We start from the raw sequence: 18,065 nt of genomic DNA, 5'->3' as shown, positions 1-18,065 counted from the left end.
GCGCTGCTGACGGCCGGGTGGTTGCCGGGCTGGTGGTGCCGGAGGAAGAGCGGCACCTGGTGGGCGCATCGCTGGACGAGATTGGTTACCCGTATTGGGACGAGAGCGAGAACCCGGCGTATCGGTTGTTTCTGGGCTGAGGACGTGGATACCTCTCGTTCCTCATGCGGACCGGCATGCCCACGCGGAGCATGGGCACGATAGAGGTTCTCTGGACACCTTGATTATCGTCCCCACGCTCTGCGTGGGCATGCAGTTCTGGACGCTCTGCGTCCGCCGTGCATGATCACGACAGCCGTTATTGAGCGGGCTCAGCCTCGGTTGGCTTGGTACTGTCTGTTGGCTCGGCTGCCGGTGTGTCGACCGTTTCCGCCTTGAACGATGCAGGCTCGGCTGGCGCTGGCAGTGGTTCGCTTGCCGCGGGCGGCGTGGCTGATTCGGCAGCGGGTTCGGCTTTGGCGGGCGACTCCGTTGCTGCTGGAGCCAGTTTGGCGGGTTCGGCCGCCTTGGCCGGCTCGGCTGCGGCAGGGGCTACATCAGGAACACCCAGATCTGCTTTGGGCTTCTCGACAATATGCGCAGCCTTTTTCACTTCCGGTGGCAGGAAGTTTTCCACCAGACCGAAAAAGCGCTCGTAGAACTTCGCCGATGACACGGTTTCACTGGCCACCTTGACCATCGAGTCGTCAGTGGAGCCTATCGGCATCGAGACAGAGCCCAGCACTCCAACCCCGAGGCTGGCCGAGTTGTTGGTCTTCTTCAGCGCATAGCGATCCTGCAGAGCGTTTGCGAACATGGTCGAACTGCCATCCTTCGCATCAGCGGCGCACACCAGATTGAAGCTGATTTCAATATGCGCATCGCCGGTCTGTTGAAAGCTCTTGCGACCGGCAATCATCTTCGGGTCACTGCTGGTGATGATATAGCCCTGGCTCAACAAGGCACGCCGCCCCGCTTCGCAATAAGCCAGGTCGGTGGCGGGATAACTACGGGAGAAGGTCCCGGCGTCATCGAAATGTTCGTGGTCATAAACCGCCTGCTTCGGCGATGAACAACCAGCTGCCATCAACACGGCAGAGATCCAGAATGCGGTACGAACGTTCAGTAGCTTAAACATCGAAAATCCTGAGGAAGGAAAAGACTGCCAGCAAGACTGCGAACTGGGAAATGGCGGTAAGTCTGCAACAAGGCCGACGCTGGATCAACGTACAGATCAAAAGGATTTGGATACAACACGTGTTCAGGCCAACCACCCTACTCGCCTACGGACAAAACGCAGACAACAAAAAAGCGACCCGAGGGTCGCTTTCGTGTTTGCTTCAAGGAGTTCAAGGGCCTTGAAGCGGTGTATGGCGCAGCGGACGGGACTCGAACCCGCGACCCCCGGCGTGACAGGCCGGTATTCTAACCGACTGAACTACCGCTGCGTATCGCTGTAAACCTGTTTGAAACAAACCTTCGGTAGTTTGCTTCCTGTACTCATGACTGAAAGACCCTTGGGTTTTTCAATCGCAGACCCGGCGAACCCGATCTGTACAAATATGGCGCAGCGGACGGGACTCGAACCCGCGACCCCCGGCGTGACAGGCCGGTATTCTAACCGACTGAACTACCGCTGCGCATTGTGGACTTGCGTCCTTTTGATACTTTGAAAGCCCTCGTACTTCAGCTTTCAAACTCAACAATGGTGGGTGATGACGGGATCGAACCGCCGACCCGCTGCTTGTAAGGCAGCTGCTCTCCCAGCTGAGCTAATCACCCTTTGCTTCGTTGAGGCCGCGAAATTTACGCACCTAACGAACCTAAGTCAATAGCCTGATTGAAGTTTTTTAAAAAACAGGCTCAATCGCAAAACCGCTACCACACATCAAAAGCACAACAAAGAGTCAATGTTGGCAGACTGCACGAAACTATTCGGCGTAGACCATCTTGCGCGTCATGCCGCCGTCGACCACAAATTCCTGCCCGGTCACAAAACCGGCGTTTCTGGACAACAACCACGCAACCATCGCGGCCACATCTTCTACCGTCCCTACCCTGCCGGCAGGATGCTGGGCGTGATCGGTCTCGGACAACGGCTCGGCCTTGCGCAACGAGGGGTCGCGCGCATCAATCCAGCCGGGACTGACGGCGTTTACACGTATCTCCGGCCCCAGACTGATTGCCAGCGCGTGCGTCAGCGCCATCAGGCCGCCCTTGCTGGCCGCATAAGCTTCGGTATCGGCCTCGGACTGGCGGGATCGAGTAGAGGTAAGGTTGACGATGCTGCCACAGTGCGCACGCAGGTAAGGCGCGCAATGCTTGGCGAGCAGCATCGGGCCACCAAGATTGACAGCCAGTACCCGATTCCAGTGCGACAGCTCAAGGCTTTCCAGCGTAGTGTTGTGAGGGTCGGCGATCGCTGCGTTGCACACCAGCGCATCGAGACGACCGAACTGCCGAAGCACCTCGGCCACGCCCGCTGCGACCTGCTCTTCACTGGCAACGTCCATGGCAATGAACAGGGCATTTTCACCCAGCGCACCCGCCACTTTCGAACCACGCGCACGATCCAGATCGGTCAACACGACTTGCCAGCCTTCGGCAATCAGCCACGCTGCAATGCCGAGCCCGATCCCACGAGCGGCACCGGTCACCAGGGCGACACGACCATTGTGGACGCTGGAAAATTTCAACGCCCACGCCTCACCCGGCTTGCCACTGGCCGGTTTGCTGGCCTCGCTACTCACAACGCCGCCAGACCACGGGCCAGGTCAGCCTGCAGATCAGCCACGTCTTCCAGCCCCACTGCAACCCGAATCAGGCTGTCGCGAATACCTGCGGCCTCACGTTCCTGAGGTGCCAGACGGCCGTGAGAGGTGGTGCTCGGGTGAGTGATCGTGGTTTTGCTGTCGCCCAGGTTGGCGGTGATCGAAATCAGTCGCGTGGCATCAATGAAGCGCCATGCGCCGTCCTTGCCACCCTTGACCTCGAAGCTCACCACCGCACCGAAACCCTTTTGCTGACGCTGGGCCAACTCGTGCTGCGGGTGGCTCTTCAGCCCCGCGTAATGGACTTTTTCGATGCCATCCTGCTGCTCGAGCCACTGTGCCAGTGCCTGGGCATTGGCACAGTGAGCGCGCATGCGCAGGTTCAGGGTTTCGAGACCCTTGAGGAAGATCCACGCATTGAACGGGCTGAGCGTAGGCCCGGCAGTACGCAGGAAGCCGACCACTTCTTTCATCTGCTCGCTGCGGCCGGCAACCACACCGCCCATGCAACGACCCTGGCCGTCGATGAACTTGGTAGCCGAATGCACGACAATATCAGCACCCAGCAACAGCGGCTGCTGCAAGGCCGGCGTGCAGAAACAGTTGTCGACGATCAGCATCGTACCTTTGGCGTGAGCGATTTCAGCCAGTGCAGCGATATCCACCAGCTCGGCCAATGGATTGGACGGCGACTCGACAAACAGCATTTTGGTGTTGGGCTTGATCGCCGCGTCCCAGCCGCTCAGCTCTGCAAGCGGAACGTAATCCACCTCAATGCCAAAGCGTTTGAAGTACTTGTCGAACAGGCTGATGGTCGAGCCAAAGACGCTGCGCGACACCAGCACATGATCCCCGGCACTGCACAGGCTCATCACGACCGCCAGGGTCGCCGCCATGCCGGTGGCCGTAGCAACGGCCTGTTCGGCGCCTTCCAGCGCGGCGATGCGCTCTTCAAAAGAGCGCACGGTCGGGTTGGTATAACGCGAGTAGACGTTGCCGGGCACCTCGCCAGCAAAACGCGCGGCCGCATCGGCAGCCGTGCGAAAGACATAGCTGGAGGTGAAGAACATGGGATCGCCATGCTCACCTTCCGGGGTGCGGTGTTGCCCGGCACGTACGGCAAGGGTATCGAAACCCACACCTTCAAGGTCGCTGTCCAGCCGACCTGCATCCCATTCCTGAGTCATGCCGCCCACTCCTTGTCCAATTTAGTTGTTGTACAGATCGATGATCGCGCTCACGGCCTGAGTCTTGATCTTGGAGGCGTCGTTACGCGCGCTCTCGATCCTGTTCAGATAATGCTCGTCGATGTCACCGGTCACGTACTTGCCATCGAAAACCGAGCAGTCGAAGTTGTCGATCTTGATCTTCTTGCTGCCACTGACCGCTTCGATCAGGTCATTCAGATCCTGATAAACCAGCCAGTCGGCACCGATAAGGTCGGCAACGTCCTGAGTGGAACGGTTGTGGGCGATCAGCTCGTGAGCACTCGGCATGTCGATGCCGTAGACGTTGGGGTAGCGCACGGCCGGGGCCGCCGAACAGAAGTAGACATTCTTGGCACCGGCTTCACGGGCCATCTGGATGATCTGCTTGCAGGTCGTGCCGCGCACGATGGAGTCATCCACCAGCATCACGTTCTTGCCGCGGAACTCCAGCTCGATTGCGTTGAGCTTCTGACGCACGGATTTCTTGCGTGCTGCCTGGCCCGGCATGATGAAGGTCCGGCCGATGTAGCGGTTCTTGACGAAACCTTCGCGGAACTTGACGCCCAGATGATTGGCCAGCTCCAGCGCAGCGGTACGGCTGGTGTCCGGAATCGGGATGACCACATCGATATCGTGATCCGGACGCTCGCGCAGGATCTTGTCGGCCAGCTTCTCGCCCATGCGCAAACGCGCCTTGTAGACCGAAATGCCGTCGATGATCGAGTCAGGACGTGCCAGATAAACGTGTTCGAAGATGCACGGTGCATATTTGGGGTTGGCCGCACACTGACGGGTATGCAGCTTGCCGTCTTCAGTGATGTAGACCGCTTCGCCCGGTGCCAGGTCGCGAATCAGGGTAAAGCCGAGCACGTCCAGCGACACGCTTTCCGACGCGATCATGTATTCGACGCCTTCGTCGGTATGACGTTGGCCAAACACGATAGGACGAATGGCGTCCGGGTCACGGAAGCCGACAATGCCGTAGCCGGTGATCATTGCCACGACCGCATAGCCGCCACGGCAGCGATTATGCACGTCGGTCACTGCGGCGAAGATATCCTCTTCGGTCGGCTGCAACTTGCCACGCACGGCCAGCTCATGGGCGAAAACGTTGAGCAGCACTTCCGAATCGGAATTGGTGTTCACATGGCGCAGGTCGGATTCGTAAATCTCCTTGGCCAGTTGTTCGACGTTGGTGAGGTTGCCGTTGTGCGCCAACGTGATGCCATAAGGCGAGTTGACGTAGAACGGCTGGGCCTCTGCAGACGTCGAGCTGCCCGCCGTTGGATAGCGCACATGACCGATGCCCATATGCCCGACCAAGCGCTGCATATGGCGTTGATGAAACACATCACGCACCAATCCGTTGTCCTTGCGCAGGAATAACCGGCCATCGTGGCTGGTTACGATACCGGCAGCGTCCTGGCCGCGGTGCTGGAGGACGGTAAGCGCGTCATACAGCGCCTGATTGACGTTCGACTTGCCGACGATACCGACGATGCCACACATGCGACACAACCCCTACTTAGTGGAACTGGATTTACCGAGCACATCCTGCGGCATTGTAGACGGCAGGATCTGTTCCTTGAACGGCAGATCAGCGGGTACGCTGATGCCGCTGGCGAGCCACTTGCTGGACATCCCTAGAATCAGGTTTTTCGACCAGTCAGCGACCATGAGAAATTGCGGCACCAGCCTGGACTGCTGCCACCATTGATCCTGCTGCACCGGCCCCAGGCTCAACAGCCCTACCGCTACAACGACAAGCAGGCCTCCGCGCGCTGCGCCGAAGACCATGCCGAGAAAACGATCGGTCCCGGAAAGCCCGGTGACGCGAATCAGCTCGCCTATCAGAAAGTTGACCATGGCGCCTACCAGCAAGGTGGCGACAAAAAGAATGGTGCAGCTCGCAATCACGCGGGCCGAAGGTGTTTCTATGTAATTGACCAGATACTGCGACAGCCCCGCGCCAAACATCCAGGCCACAACGCCTGCAATGATCCACGTCGTCAACGACAGTGCTTCTTTTACGAAGCCGCGCTTCAGACTGATCAGGGCGGAGATGGCGACAATTCCCAGAATTGCCCAGTCAACCGGAGTAAATGGCACGTTGCAGCCTGCAGACGGATAAGGCGGCGCATTTTAGCAGAGCGCCCGCCTGCCGGTAAGCAGCGATTACCGGCGCGAGGCATTTTCCTTTAACGCAAGGGCACGAGGTGCCGAACGGTCAGCCCCGCTCAGGCTGAAAGCGCACCACAATACCTTTGAGCTTTTGCTGTTTGTCGAGCTGATCGCGCAGACGATCAGCTTCGGCACGCTCGATAAGCGGGCCGACAAATACCCGATTAACGCCATCGGCAGTGCGAATGTAAGCATTGTAGCCTTGAGTTCGCAGAGTCTTTTGCAGGTTGTCGGCGTTGGCACGGTTGGACATGCTTGCCAGTTGAACCGACCAGCTGATCGACAGCCCGTTGGCATCGACGCCAGCAGGTGCTGCTGGCTTGGCGGGTGCCGCAGGGGCTGCCGGGGCTGCCGGGGCCGGAGCAGGCGCAAGTGCCGGCTTGGCAGCAGGCTTCGGGGCCGGGGCGCTGGCAACCGGAGGTGTGGCCGGTGTGGTTGGGGCAGGTGCGATCGGCATGGAAGGCGGCTGGCTGCTGCTCATGTCATCGTCGCTGGGAACAGGCTCCTGAGGCAGGGCCTGAGGCTCCGGAACAGGCACCGGGTCGACCCGGATCTGCGAAGCCGCAGGTGCCTGGGGCGCGGACGGTGCATCGACCTGCACCTGACGCGTTTCATCTTCCCGCGTGAAGAGCATGGGCAAGAAGATGACCGCCACAGCGATCAGCACCAGTGCTCCAACCATGCGCTGCTTGAATACGTTATCCAGCAAAGCCATTTGCAGCGTCCTCATCGGTGTACCGGGCCACCCATTCCAGGGCCTCGGCAACACAGTAAAATGATCCGAACAGCAGAATCTCGTCATCGGGCGTGGCGTGCGCGCACTGAGCTTCCAGCGCCAACGCAACACTCTGATAGGACGTCACGCAGGCGCCAAGGTTCTGCAAGGCCGAATGCAACTCTTCTGCCGGTCGGCTGCGCGAGGTAGGAAGCGGCGCAACGGCCCACTCATCGATGACCGACACCAGATGCGCGACCACACCCTCGAGGTCCTTGTCGTTCAACAGGCCAAATACGGCGCGACGCTTGCCGACAACCGGCTGGCGCGCAAGGCATTGCTCCAGAAATTGCGCCGCATGGGGGTTGTGACCCACATCGAAAAGCAGATTGAGCCGCTTGCCTTGCCAGCTGACAGTTCTGCGATCAAGACGACCGGCGAGCCGGGTCTGCGCCAGAACCTGCCCTACTGCATCCGTTTGCAGCGGGTACCCCAGCAAGGCAAACGCCTGAAGTGCCAACGCTGCGTTCTGCATAGGCAGGTCCAGCAGTGGCAGACCGCGCAGTTCGACCTGTTCGCCGTGAGCAACACCACGCCAGTCCCAACTGTCCTTGCCTATCGAGAGATCGAAATCACGACCACGCATCAGCAGCGGGCAACCCAACTCACGAGCCTTGGCCAGCAGCGGCTCGGGTGGTTCCGGATCGCCGCACAACGCTGGGCAACCGGCACGAAAGATTCCGGCCTTTTCGAAGGCGACCGACTCACGGGTGTTACCCAGATACTCGGCGTGATCAACACCGATACTGGTGACCAGCGCGAAATCCGCATCAACAAGATTTACCGCATCCAGGCGACCACCCAGACCGACCTCCAGAACGACCGCATCCAGCCGGGCCTGTTCGAACAGCCAGAATGCCGCCAGCGTGCCCATTTCGAAATAAGTCAGGGTTACATCACCACGCGCCGCTTCAACCGCCGCGAACGCATCGCATAACTCCAGGTCGGTTGCCTCGACACCCTGCACTTTCACCCGCTCGTTATAGCGAATCAAATGTGGGGAGCTGTAGACACCGACTTTCAAGCCCTGAGCCTGCAACAAGGCAGCGACAAAGGCACAGGTTGACCCCTTGCCGTTGGTGCCCGTTACCGTAATCACCCTGGGAGCCGGACGCGTCAGCCCCAACTGCTGCGCTACCCGCCGAGAACGATCCAGCCCCATGTCGATGGCGGATGGATGCAGTTGCTCCAGGTAAGCGAGCCAGTCGCTCAGGGATGTAGAGGTCATATCGTGGCCGGTGCCGGTGGAACGACGATAGGCTCGATGACCGGCGCTACAAAACGAGGCGTCGGCAGGTTCATCATCTGCGCCAGCAGGTTACCCAGACGCGGACGAAGCTCGCTACGCGAGATGATCATGTCGATAGCACCATGATCCAGCAGGAACTCGCTACGCTGGAAGCCCTCTGGCAGCTTCTCGCGAACGGTTTGCTCGATCACGCGAGGACCGGCGAAACCGATCAGCGCCTTGGGCTCGGCAACGATGACATCGCCCAGCATGGCCAGACTGGCGGAAACGCCGCCGTAGACCGGGTCGGTCAACACCGAGATAAAGGGCAGGCCTTCTTCGCGAAGACGTGCCAGAACGGCCGATGTCTTGGCCATCTGCATCAGCGAGATCAGTGCTTCCTGCATGCGCGCACCGCCGGAAGCGGCGAAGCAGATCATCGGGCAACGATTTTCCAGGGCGTAGTTGGCGGCGCGCACGAAACGCTCGCCGACGATGGCGCCCATAGAACCGCCCATGAACGAGAACTCGAATGCTGACGCCACCACCGGCATGCCCAGCAGGGTGCCGCTCATGGAAATCAGCGCATCCATTTCACCGGTCTGCTTCTGCGCAGCGGTCAGGCGGTCCTTGTATTTCTTGCCGTCACGAAATTTCAGACGGTCGACCGGCTCAAGATCGGCACCCAGCTCTTCGCGGCCTTCAACATCCAGAAAAATGTTCAGGCGTGCGCGCGCACCGATACGCATGTGGTGGTTGCACTTGGGGCAGACGTCCAGGGTCTTTTCCAGCTCCGGGCGATACAGAACCGCCTCGCAGGACGGGCATTTGTGCCAGAGGCCTTCGGGAACCGAGCTCTTTTTGACCTCGGAACGCATGATCGATGGGATCAGTTTGTCTACCAACCAGTTGCTCATGCTTTATATCTCCAGTACCGGTGTGGCTCGAACGGCTGGCGATCACGCGCCAGTCGCATGCCCTCGGATAAATTCGTGTATGGACGATGATGAAGGATAGCGATCGACCCAAGCCAGACCTGCACATCCCTCACCCCGATTTTTTACAACGACGGCGTTGCACTCTGGCACCACCGCTTACTTGATTCGACCCGCATGCCTTGTGGCAGGGACAGGCTTATGGACGGCGGCCGACCGGCAACCGTCACATCAGGTGCCATGCACTGCACTCATGAACGCAAGGATCTTTTCCCGATCCTTGATGCCCTTGCTCTTTTCGACACCGCCGCTGACATCCACGGCGTAGGGCCGAACCTGGGCAATGGCCTGCGCCACATTCGCCGACGTCAGCCCGCCCGCCAGAATGACCGGTTTATCCAGATCGTCCGGAATCAGCGCCCAATCGAAGGTTTCTCCGGTGCCGCCAGGAACACCCTCTACATAGGTGTCGAGCAGCACGCCTCGCGCATTGCGATAGGTACGGCAAACCTGAGCGATGTCATCACCCGCCTTGACCCGCAAAGCCTTGATGTAGGGGCGATGATAACCATCGCATTCATCCGGTGTTTCATCGCCATGAAACTGCAGCATGTCCAGCGCAACCGCATCCAGCGTCTCGTTGAGTTCGCAGCGGCTGGCGTTGACGAACAGGCCGACGGTGGTAATGAACGGCGGCAACGCGGCAATGATAGCGCGAGCCTGCAGCACTGTTACTGCACGCGGACTTTTCGGGTAGAACACCAGGCCAATTGCATCGGCTCCTGCCTCGGCTGCAGCCAGAGCATCCTCTATGCGGGTAATCCCGCAGATCTTGCTGCGAACGGCTGACATATAGTGAGCAACCTCAGACCTTTCGGAAAGTCCCGGATGTTAGCAAATGCTGCTCGGGTCGTCAGCCGTCCAGTTCTGCAAAGCCCGTAAGAAAATGCGGACCTACAAAACGCTCGGGCAGCGGAAATTCATCACGGTACTCGACCTGAACAAGGTACAGACCATAAGGATGGGCCGTCACACCACCGGTACGCCGAACCCGGCTTTCCAGCACGTCTCGCGCCCATTCGACCGGACGTTCGCCAGTGCCGATGGTCATCAAAACACCGGCGATGTTGCGCACCATATGGTGCAGGAAGGCATTGGCGCGCACGTCGATCACGATCATCTTGCCGTGACGCGTCACGCGCAGGTGGTGCAACTGCTTGACTGGCGACTTGGCCTGACACTGGCCGGCGCGGAAAGCGCTGAAGTCGTGAGTACCGACCAGATACTCGGCTGCCAGTGCCATCCGCTCTACATCCAGTGGGCGATGATTCCAGGTAATTTCCTGATTCAGGTGCGCCGGGCGAATCTGATCGTTGTAGATCACATAGCGATAACGACGGGCAATGGCCTTGAAGCGGGCATGAAACGTAGCGGGCATGACCCGGGCCCAGGTTACGCTGACGTCATGGGGCAGATTGATATTTGCGCCCATGACCCAGGCCTTCATGGTGCGCTCGGCCTGCGTATCGAAATGCACCACCTGCCCGCAGGCATGCACGCCAGCATCTGTGCGGCCGGCACACATCAGTGATACCGGTGATGCAGCCACTTTTGACAAAGCGTCTTCAAGAGTTTCCTGCACGGTCAGCACACCGGATGCCTGACGTTGCCAGCCGCAATAGCGCGAGCCCTTGTATTCAACGCCCAGCGCGATTCGGGAAAAACCCTCGGCAGCCATTTCGGCTGCCGGGTTGTCTATGTTCGCCAAAGTGGTACAGCCTGTCGGTTCGCAAAAAGTCGGTCATTATACGGCCGCAAGAAAAACACGCTACCAAGCCGGACAATTGAAATGCAAACGGCCGCATAAGCGGCCGTTTGCAGGTTGTTGCCTTAGGGGGATCAGGCCAGCCGCGAAAGCATCTCCCGCGCTTCGCTTTTCTGTCCGTCATCGCCCTCGGTGACCACTTCGTCAAGAATATCCCGGGCACCGTCTGCATCGCCCATGTCGATATAGGCGCGCGCCAGATCAAGCTTGGTCGCGGCTTCGTCAGTGCCGGCCATGAAGTCGAAGTCCGGCTCGTCTTCCAGTGCCGCAGCATCTTCGGCCGTGAACCTTGGTTCATCGAGCGGCGGATGCTCGAGATTCTGTGAAAGGCGGTCCAGCTCGGCATTGACGTCGTCGATTTCGGTCGCGAATGCCTGGCTGGCCTGATCGGTTTCAATCTCGTCCGCCAGCGACAGATCAAAGTCTTCCGGAAGCTCAAGGTCATCACTGACAGGCGGCACAGACTGCGTTTCACCCAGATCAAGTGGATCATTGCCAAGGCCGAGCAGGAAGTCATCCTCGTTCTTGAGCGCCGGATCTTCTTCGGACAGGTCCAGATCGAAGTCGGCAAGGTCTTCCGGCGTAGTCGCCGCACGGGCCTCTTCCTGTTGCTGCATGATCGACTCGAAGCTCAGCTCCTCGTCATCCGCTGCTGCCTGCACCTTCGGCTCATCCAGCATCAGGTCGTCAAGCTCGTTCACAGTGGTGACTTCAGGCGTGGGCGCTTCTTCGAATTCATCCAGGCTCAAGTCAAAATCGTGATCGAACGGGTCCGCTTCTTCAGCAGGTTCAGCGGCCAGCGGCGTAACCACTTCAGGTGCGGGCTCGGGATCTGCTGTTACAGCGACTTCAGGCTCAGGTTCAACCTCTTGCTCTGCCGAATCATCGGCCAACAGCTCTTCAACATACTTGGCGTCAAGCTCTGCAACCAGCGCAGCAGCACTGGCAGCTGCTGCCGCCGCGGCCACTGCCGGAGCAGCCGACGCAGTAGCAGATTCAGAAACCGCTGGCGCAGCAACAGGCGCTACCGGCTTCAGGGTCGAGTTAAGTTCTTCCTGCTGCTCGACCTCAGCTTCACGCTTTCCCGCTGCCACCAGTTTGCGTTCGTGGGCGGCGTAAGCTTTGTTATTACCCTGCTCGGCGTAGATTTCCATCAGCTTGAGGCGAATATCATCGCGCTTCGGATCTTCCTTCACGGCTTCTTCAAGCAGTTCGACAGCCTGATTCATGCGCCCGTAAGCAATATGGATCTCGGCCTGAAGCAGCGGATCGGCAGGACGTTCGCGAGCGGCGGTGGCAGCGGCGGCACCAGCAGCCCCCATGCGAACGTTCGGTGGTGGCACGTCCAGGCCATCGAAGCTGGCTGGCGGTGCATTCATGTCCATGTCTGAAACAAAATCCGACTCCTCAGCCAGAGCACGCGCCATACGCTTGTGCTTCTCGGCTTCGGCCTTCGCAGCGCGACGACGCGCCAGGAACAACAGCAACAAGGCCAGAATCAACAATACTGCACCGCCGATCAGGCCAAGCAGTACCGGGTTGTTGAGGATTTTCTGCAGCACGTCTTCATCTTCGGCTGCAGCCACCGGCTCCACAGCCAGCGGCTGGTCGGCTGCAGGAGTCGCAACCTCGGCGGCACCTGCCGGCAATGCATCCTCAGGAGCAATCTCCCCAGCCGGTTTGACCGGAGCTCCATTGGCATCGACCAGCGAAGCAGGCACTGCCGCATTGGCAGGCGTGGTGGCTTCCGGGGTGGCAGCAGCCGGAGGCACAGCTGCACCGGCGGCCTGCATTTTGGCCAACTGACCGTTTTTCAGCTCAATCAGTCGCTGTAGCTTGTCGAGCTGGCTTTGCAGGTCGTTCATGCGGCTTTTCAGCTCGGCATTGTCACGGCGCGTGGTGTCCAGAGCTTCCTGAGCCACCGCCAGCTTGTTGCCAAGATCACTGTCACCCGCTGCACCTTTTGCCGCAGGCTTGCCGCTTGCCGAAACCAGGCTCAGGTTGTCGGAGGTATCGACCTTTGAAGGAGCAGCGCCAGCGCGATCACGGCGGGTGGCATCGACCTGGCGCGTGCCGGCAGGCAGGCGACGGCCTTCACGCCAGGCGCTGTACTGCCGGGAAACTTCTGCAACTGCCTGCGGTTGTGGCAACGCGGTGGTTTGCTGCGGAGTCGGAAGGCGCAGCACCTGCCCCTTCTTCAAGCGGTTGATGTTGCCGCCGATGAACGCTTCCGGGTTCAACGCCTGAATGGCCAGCATGGTTTGCTGGACAGTGCCGCCAGTACGTACCTTCGCGGCAATTTCCCACAAGGTATCGTTATTGGCGGTGACATATTGTGCCTGTTTGTCCGCGGCTGGCGGCGGCAATACCGGCGCACTGGCGGCAGGTGCTGGAGCCTCGGGTGCCGCAGCCTCTGTCGACGGCGCGACTGTCGCCAGTTGCGCGGGTGCGGCAGGAGCAGCAGCTGGTGCCGGGGCGGCGGCCGCAGCGGCGGCCTCTGGAGAAAACTTCGGCGGATCGAGCAGAAGACTGTATTCACGCAGCAACCGGCCATTTGGCCAGAGCACCTGAACCAGGAACTTCACGTAAGGCTCGCGCACCGGCTTGCTGGAAGTAATGCGCAGGACACTTTTACCGCTGGCGTTGATAACCGGGGTAAAAGTGAGATCGTTGAGAAATGCCTGACGGGTAACGCCCGCCTGAGCGAAGTCAGCAGTGGTCGCCAGGCTCGGCACAACTTGCGTTGCGTTAAGCCCCTGCGCCTCAGTCAACTCGATTTCCGCTACCAAGGGCTGATTCAGGGTCGACTTGACCGACAATTCCCCGAGCCCCAGCGCCTGCGCCATACCCGATGACAGCGCTGAAGCCGCAGCGATTGCTAATACCAGTTTACGAACCTGAACCATAGCCCATCCCTTGTTTAAAGATTCCCCGAGATCCGGGGAGGTAGTCCTGCATTTGGGTGTAAGGCGTATCGCCGCTAAAACAATTATTCAAATTGTTGCCAAGTATCTTTTACACATAGTCTTTTATCAACAATTCGCCAACCTGCACAGCATTGAGCGCAGCGCCTTTTCGCACATTATCTGACGTCAGCCACAGATTCAGCTGCTCGGGATCGTCGATTCCCGCCCGAACGCGCCCCACATAAACCACGTCCTGCCCTACGGCATCACCCACCGGCGTAGGGTAATCCCCCTCCTCGACCAGTTCGATTCCGGCGGCAGACTCGAGTGCCGCATTGATCGCCGCAACATCGACCGAACCTGCGGTGCGCAGCGTTACGGTAAAGCTGTCGCCAAAGAACACCGGCACTTGAATGCAGGTAGCAGACACTTTGAGCAATGGCAGCGTCAGCAGTTCGCGTAATTCATCGACCAGACGCCTTTCCAGCGGCAAATGCCCCGACTCGTCAGGCGTCCCCACCTGGGCCAGTACGTTGAACGCCATCTGACGATCAAAAAAGCGGGTTTCCAGCGGGCGGACATTCAATAGCTCGGTAGTCTGACGCGCCAGCTCACTGACGCCTTCGCGCCCGAGTGCGGAGACCGCCAGACAGGCCGTTACTGTCACCGACTGGATATCGATCAACCCGCGCAACGGCGCCAAAGCCAGTGCGACCGCAGTGGCAGAGGCGCTCGGGCTGGCCACCAGCGAGGCGGTCGCGCCGCTGTGCAAAAGCGTAGCATTTATTTCCGGCACGATATTAGGTGCCTGCACGGCGGGAAATGCACCGGACAAGTCGACGACCGAGCACCCCGCCGCCACGGCCTTTTCGGCGTAACTGCGGCTTACCGCCGGGCCAGCGGCGAAGAATGCCAGGCGCACCTTGCTGAAGTCGAACTCATCGACTTCCCGTACGCGTACATTCTTGCCCCGAAACGGCACCGAGTGACCAGCAGACTCGATACTTGCCAGCAGGTGCAGATTGCCGACCGGGAAGTTGCGCTCCTCCAGCACCTGGACAACGGTTTCGCCGACAGTACCGGTTGCGCCGATTACGGCGATATCAAAGGACTGGCTCATGCAAAAACCTCAGGGAAATCAGGGAGCGGCACTTTAACTGTCGCACTGGCGACAGGCAATTCAAGCCGGCAAATAGCCGTGTTTTTCAAGGTTCAAGACCCACCGGGAAAAACACGCCGTGACTCCAGACACCCAGCCAGCGCTGCCCGTTGATCTCGCGGGAGACCGCCAGCTCGACCAGTTGATAAAAGACATTGCGGTGAATCAGCGCCTCAAGATTGCTCCGCACATGGATATACGGCGCTGGCTCCTGAGTATCAGGGTTTGTCACAACCCGCAAAGGGTGCTCCGGCCCCGCTTCAGTCTGATCCTCGACATTGGTCAGGAAGCGCAGCACCTGACCCTCACCCTCTCCCAGCACCTCAAGGGTTACGGCGACAAAAGGCGCGTCATCGACCTTGATGCCAACTTTCTCGACAGGGGTAATCAGAAAATATTCATCGCCGTCGCGACGCATGATCGTCGAGAACAACCTGACCATTGGTTTGCGGCCGATCGGCGTGCCCAGGTAATACCATGTCCCGTCTCGGGCGATACGCATGTCGATATCGCCACAGAAATCCGGATTCCACAAATGAACAGGCGGCAACCCCTTGGTTTTGGGGATCTGCGCAAACAGATCACCCGCCTTGTTTGAATCGGTCACTCCACTCTCCTGACGCTGGCTTAACGTTCGACGCCCAATAAGGTACGAGCGTAGTCCTCAAGAGGCGGACCCAGCAAATCTTCGGGGCTTTTGTCGTAAAGCGTCAGCAATCCGCCACGGCTGCGAATGCGCGCGCTGTCGATAAGGTAACGGGTGCTGGTTTCGATCAGCATCAGTTGAATGACACCGCTGTCGACACCCAGACGGTCCACGGCTTCCTGATCGGCCCACTGATCGCCGGTGCCGATGCGATCATCGGCCTTGGCAAAACGGGTGTAGAGCAAATAATGTGCGCCTGCACTGCGCGCCTCGATCATGGCCTCATCCAGGCCCATTGGCCCACGGGCACGGCGGACCATCGGGAAGTACTCGATGAACCCCTTGAAGGCCTCTTCAGCCACCACATTGGGCCGCGGATAGGCATTGCCTGGTGGCACGAAGGCACCTTGCGCGATGTAAATGAACGAGTCGGGCTGCACACGCCAGTTGGCAGTACGGCGAGTGTCGCTGTGATCGAGCAGACCCGCATCGCTGAATTGCTCGCGAACCCCCTCGCCCATGTCACTGACTTTCATGCAGCCACTCAACGCCAAAAGCGCGAGCAGCATAACCAGGCTACGCATCATCCCCTCCCAAATACCGGTGACGGAAAACCGGCGAATGGTCGTCGGATGCAGCTTCCGCGCCATCTCTGGCACAGCAGGCACCAAAGCCTTGAAGCAGATGCTCAAGACCGGGCCGGGGCGTTATTCCGTAGCAGGGTCAGGTTTGGGCTCGGCGATGACGTCGGCATCGCGCTTGCGCTTGTTGCCCATACGCACGCCGATGTCCATAAGGAAGTGGAAGAAGCCTTCCTGATCTTCCAGCACATTGCTCCAGAACGGCGAGTGGTACAGCGCAACGGCGCCATGCACCAGCGCCCAGGCGGCACAGTAGTGATAGTAAGGCGGGACATCTTCGAGCTTGCCTTCGGTGATGCGGCCTTTGATCAGCAGGGTCAGGTGTTCGAAGTTGGAGGCGCGGATCTTGTGCAGCTCTTCGACCAGCTCGGGCACCTGATTGCCCTTGACCACTTTTTCCTCCAGGCGGTCGAACAGACGATAGCGCTGAGGATCACGCATACGGAATTCGAAGTAGGCACGTGAGAGCGCCTCCTTGTCCTTGTCGACATCAGCGGAGTGCAGCAGCTCGTTCAGGTCCCGCTCATAGTCGAGCATCAGGCGCAGGTAGATTTCTGCCTTGGACTTGAAGTGCTTGTAGATGGTGCCTTTGCCAATGCCGACGGCGTCCGCGATCATCTCGACGGTGACGCTGTCTTCGCCCTGCTCCAGGAACAGCTTTAGCGCGGTGTCGAGAATTTCCTGCTCACGGCGGCGAAATTCACGGACCTTACGAGGTTCTTTCTGCATAGAGAGGTCTGTCAGGATCGAAATCGAAGCCGGGTATTATGCCCAATCGGCGCTAAATTGCACGGATCATCCTTACTTGTCGACCTTTATGAACGAAACCGGTGAAAAATTCGCATTTTGGCGTTCACTTCGAAAACCGGACACACGACGGCATGCTACGACGCAGGCAGTACAGGGGATGCAGCGACAAACTCCAGGTAACCCGTGATCACTACATACAACGTGAAATAGGCAAAGATCAGCGCCGAGGCAATGTAGGACCAGCGCAACATCCGCTCCCCCATGAAACGCCCACCCTGATGTGCCAGTGCACACAGCGAGATCGACCAGACCACACCCGCCGCAACGAACCCGGCAAGAAAGGTCGAGGCACTGGCAAGATCAGAACCCTGTCGAGCAATCAGCGCACCGCCGACTGCAGCAAACCAGAGAATGGCGCTGGGTGATGACATCGCCAGAAAAATTCCGCGCAGGAACAACGCCAGGCTGGATTTTTCCGATTGAACATCCTGATTATCGAGGCCGGCACTGACCGCGGTGGCACTCATGACCATCCTGAAGCAGAACCAGGCCAACACCGCCGTACCGCCGAGCCAGAGCACGTAGCGTACGGCTTCATATTGCAGCAGCACCGCCATGCCGAGCATGGCCAGGACCGCATAGGCCAGATCGCCGACGCAGGTTCCCAACCCAAGCCACAGCCCCTTGGAAAAGCCGCGCTGCATGGACAGCGTTATCATGGCTATGTTTGCCAGGCCAATATCCAGGCATAACGACAGACTCAGTAGAAAACCGTTGGAAAACTCCACTCGAACACTCCGACCAGGCACTGAAAAACCTCGGCATGCCTGACCTGCTGGCGTACACGGGCAAATTTGATGCGATGGCCTTGTATCCCGTCCGGCAAAAAGTGCTCATCAAGGACTCAAGAATCGCTTTAGTATTCCAAAACTGTTTAAAAAACGATCACAAGGCACTGGACGGTACGCCATGCTGGGCAATACTTAAGCCACTGACGGGTCATCATTCCCCAAATGACTCGCCAGTAAAGGTGCCTAAGGACTAGCGTGCCTTTGTTTTAC

The 18,065-nt window shown here is 59.1% G+C and carries 16 protein-coding genes, 3 tRNA genes and 1 pseudogene; 1 reads left to right on the top strand and 19 read right to left on the bottom strand.

The features are described from left to right. Positions 1-140: pseudogene (locus RYC18_RS17735) on the top strand (threonine dehydratase); the annotation flags it as partial. Positions 141-298: 158 nt separating this feature from the next. Here the strand turns inward: RYC18_RS17735 and RYC18_RS17730 are convergent. The 19 genes from RYC18_RS17730 to RYC18_RS17640 form a co-directional block, all read right to left on the bottom strand. Further along, positions 299-1,117, bottom strand: coding sequence for a DUF2242 domain-containing protein (locus RYC18_RS17730; protein ID WP_005730413.1), 819 nt, complete (start codon positions 1,115-1,117; stop codon positions 299-301). A gap of 233 nt (positions 1,118-1,350) precedes the next feature. Continuing rightward, a tRNA-Asp gene (locus RYC18_RS17725) sits at positions 1,351-1,427 on the bottom strand. A gap of 115 nt (positions 1,428-1,542) precedes the next feature. Continuing rightward, positions 1,543-1,619, bottom strand: a tRNA-Asp gene (locus RYC18_RS17720). 66 nt (positions 1,620-1,685) lie between these two features. Next, positions 1,686-1,761 (bottom strand) — tRNA-Val (locus RYC18_RS17715). Positions 1,762-1,910: 149 nt separating this feature from the next. Next, positions 1,911-2,675, bottom strand: a complete 765-nt coding sequence (locus RYC18_RS17710) for an SDR family oxidoreductase (RefSeq protein ID WP_161798104.1) — start codon at positions 2,673-2,675, stop codon at positions 1,911-1,913. Positions 2,676-2,725: 50 nt separating this feature from the next. Then, positions 2,726-3,937, bottom strand: coding sequence for an O-succinylhomoserine sulfhydrylase (locus tag RYC18_RS17705; protein WP_005743867.1), 1,212 nt, complete (start codon positions 3,935-3,937; stop codon positions 2,726-2,728). Between the two features lie 21 nt (positions 3,938-3,958). Then, positions 3,959-5,467 carry an amidophosphoribosyltransferase gene (purF, locus tag RYC18_RS17700; RefSeq protein ID WP_004657889.1) on the bottom strand — a complete coding sequence of 503 codons (1,509 nt, stop codon included), beginning with the start codon at positions 5,465-5,467 and terminating at the stop codon, positions 3,959-3,961. 12 nt (positions 5,468-5,479) lie between these two features. Beyond that, a complete protein-coding gene (locus RYC18_RS17695) occupies positions 5,480-6,067 on the bottom strand; it encodes a CvpA family protein (protein ID WP_002552712.1) in 588 nt (195 codons plus the stop codon). A 118-nt stretch (positions 6,068-6,185) separates the two neighbouring features. Then, positions 6,186-6,854: an SPOR domain-containing protein gene (locus RYC18_RS17690; RefSeq protein WP_005743864.1), complete on the bottom strand. Its 669-nt coding sequence runs from the start codon at positions 6,852-6,854 to the stop codon at positions 6,186-6,188. Next, complete coding sequence (gene folC, locus RYC18_RS17685; protein ID WP_117140489.1) at positions 6,838-8,142, bottom strand: bifunctional tetrahydrofolate synthase/dihydrofolate synthase; 1,305 nt, start codon at positions 8,140-8,142, stop codon at positions 6,838-6,840. Before folC ends, RYC18_RS17690 begins: the two co-directional genes overlap by 17 nt. Next, positions 8,139-9,059, bottom strand: a complete 921-nt coding sequence (gene accD / locus RYC18_RS17680) for an acetyl-CoA carboxylase, carboxyltransferase subunit beta (protein WP_002552709.1) — start codon at positions 9,057-9,059, stop codon at positions 8,139-8,141. Before accD ends, folC begins: the two co-directional genes overlap by 4 nt. A gap of 249 nt (positions 9,060-9,308) precedes the next feature. After that, positions 9,309-9,929 (bottom strand): phosphoribosylanthranilate isomerase, encoded by a 621-nt coding sequence (locus tag RYC18_RS17675; protein WP_004664334.1) that lies wholly within the window; start codon positions 9,927-9,929, stop codon positions 9,309-9,311. A 61-nt stretch (positions 9,930-9,990) separates the two neighbouring features. Further along, entirely contained in the window at positions 9,991-10,815 is an 825-nt protein-coding gene (gene truA / locus RYC18_RS17670; RefSeq protein ID WP_011168144.1) for a tRNA pseudouridine(38-40) synthase TruA, read from the bottom strand. A gap of 161 nt (positions 10,816-10,976) precedes the next feature. Next, positions 10,977-13,808, bottom strand: a complete 2,832-nt coding sequence (locus tag RYC18_RS17665; RefSeq protein WP_046832645.1) for a FimV/HubP family polar landmark protein — start codon at positions 13,806-13,808, stop codon at positions 10,977-10,979. A 109-nt stretch (positions 13,809-13,917) separates the two neighbouring features. Next, positions 13,918-14,928, bottom strand: coding sequence for an aspartate-semialdehyde dehydrogenase (locus tag RYC18_RS17660; protein WP_316886542.1), 1,011 nt, complete (start codon positions 14,926-14,928; stop codon positions 13,918-13,920). An 85-nt stretch (positions 14,929-15,013) separates the two neighbouring features. After that, positions 15,014-15,574, bottom strand: coding sequence for a DUF1285 domain-containing protein (locus RYC18_RS17655; RefSeq protein ID WP_044318126.1), 561 nt, complete (start codon positions 15,572-15,574; stop codon positions 15,014-15,016). A gap of 20 nt (positions 15,575-15,594) precedes the next feature. Continuing rightward, a complete protein-coding gene (locus tag RYC18_RS17650; RefSeq protein ID WP_002552702.1) occupies positions 15,595-16,197 on the bottom strand; it encodes a DUF4823 domain-containing protein in 603 nt (200 codons plus the stop codon). Between the two features lie 123 nt (positions 16,198-16,320). Further along, positions 16,321-16,983, bottom strand: a complete 663-nt coding sequence (locus tag RYC18_RS17645; protein ID WP_004657874.1) for a TetR/AcrR family transcriptional regulator — start codon at positions 16,981-16,983, stop codon at positions 16,321-16,323. A gap of 155 nt (positions 16,984-17,138) precedes the next feature. Beyond that, positions 17,139-17,792, bottom strand: coding sequence for a LysE family translocator (locus tag RYC18_RS17640; RefSeq protein WP_004664328.1), 654 nt, complete (start codon positions 17,790-17,792; stop codon positions 17,139-17,141). Between the last annotated feature and the right edge of the window lie 273 nt (positions 17,793-18,065).

It is taken from the genome of Pseudomonas syringae group sp. 247E2 (assembly GCF_032587795.1).
Lineage (GTDB): Bacteria > Pseudomonadota > Gammaproteobacteria > Pseudomonadales > Pseudomonadaceae > Aquipseudomonas > Aquipseudomonas amygdali.
The sequence above is the reverse complement of the archived record's forward strand: the minus strand, read 5'-3'. Positions and strand labels throughout refer to the sequence as shown.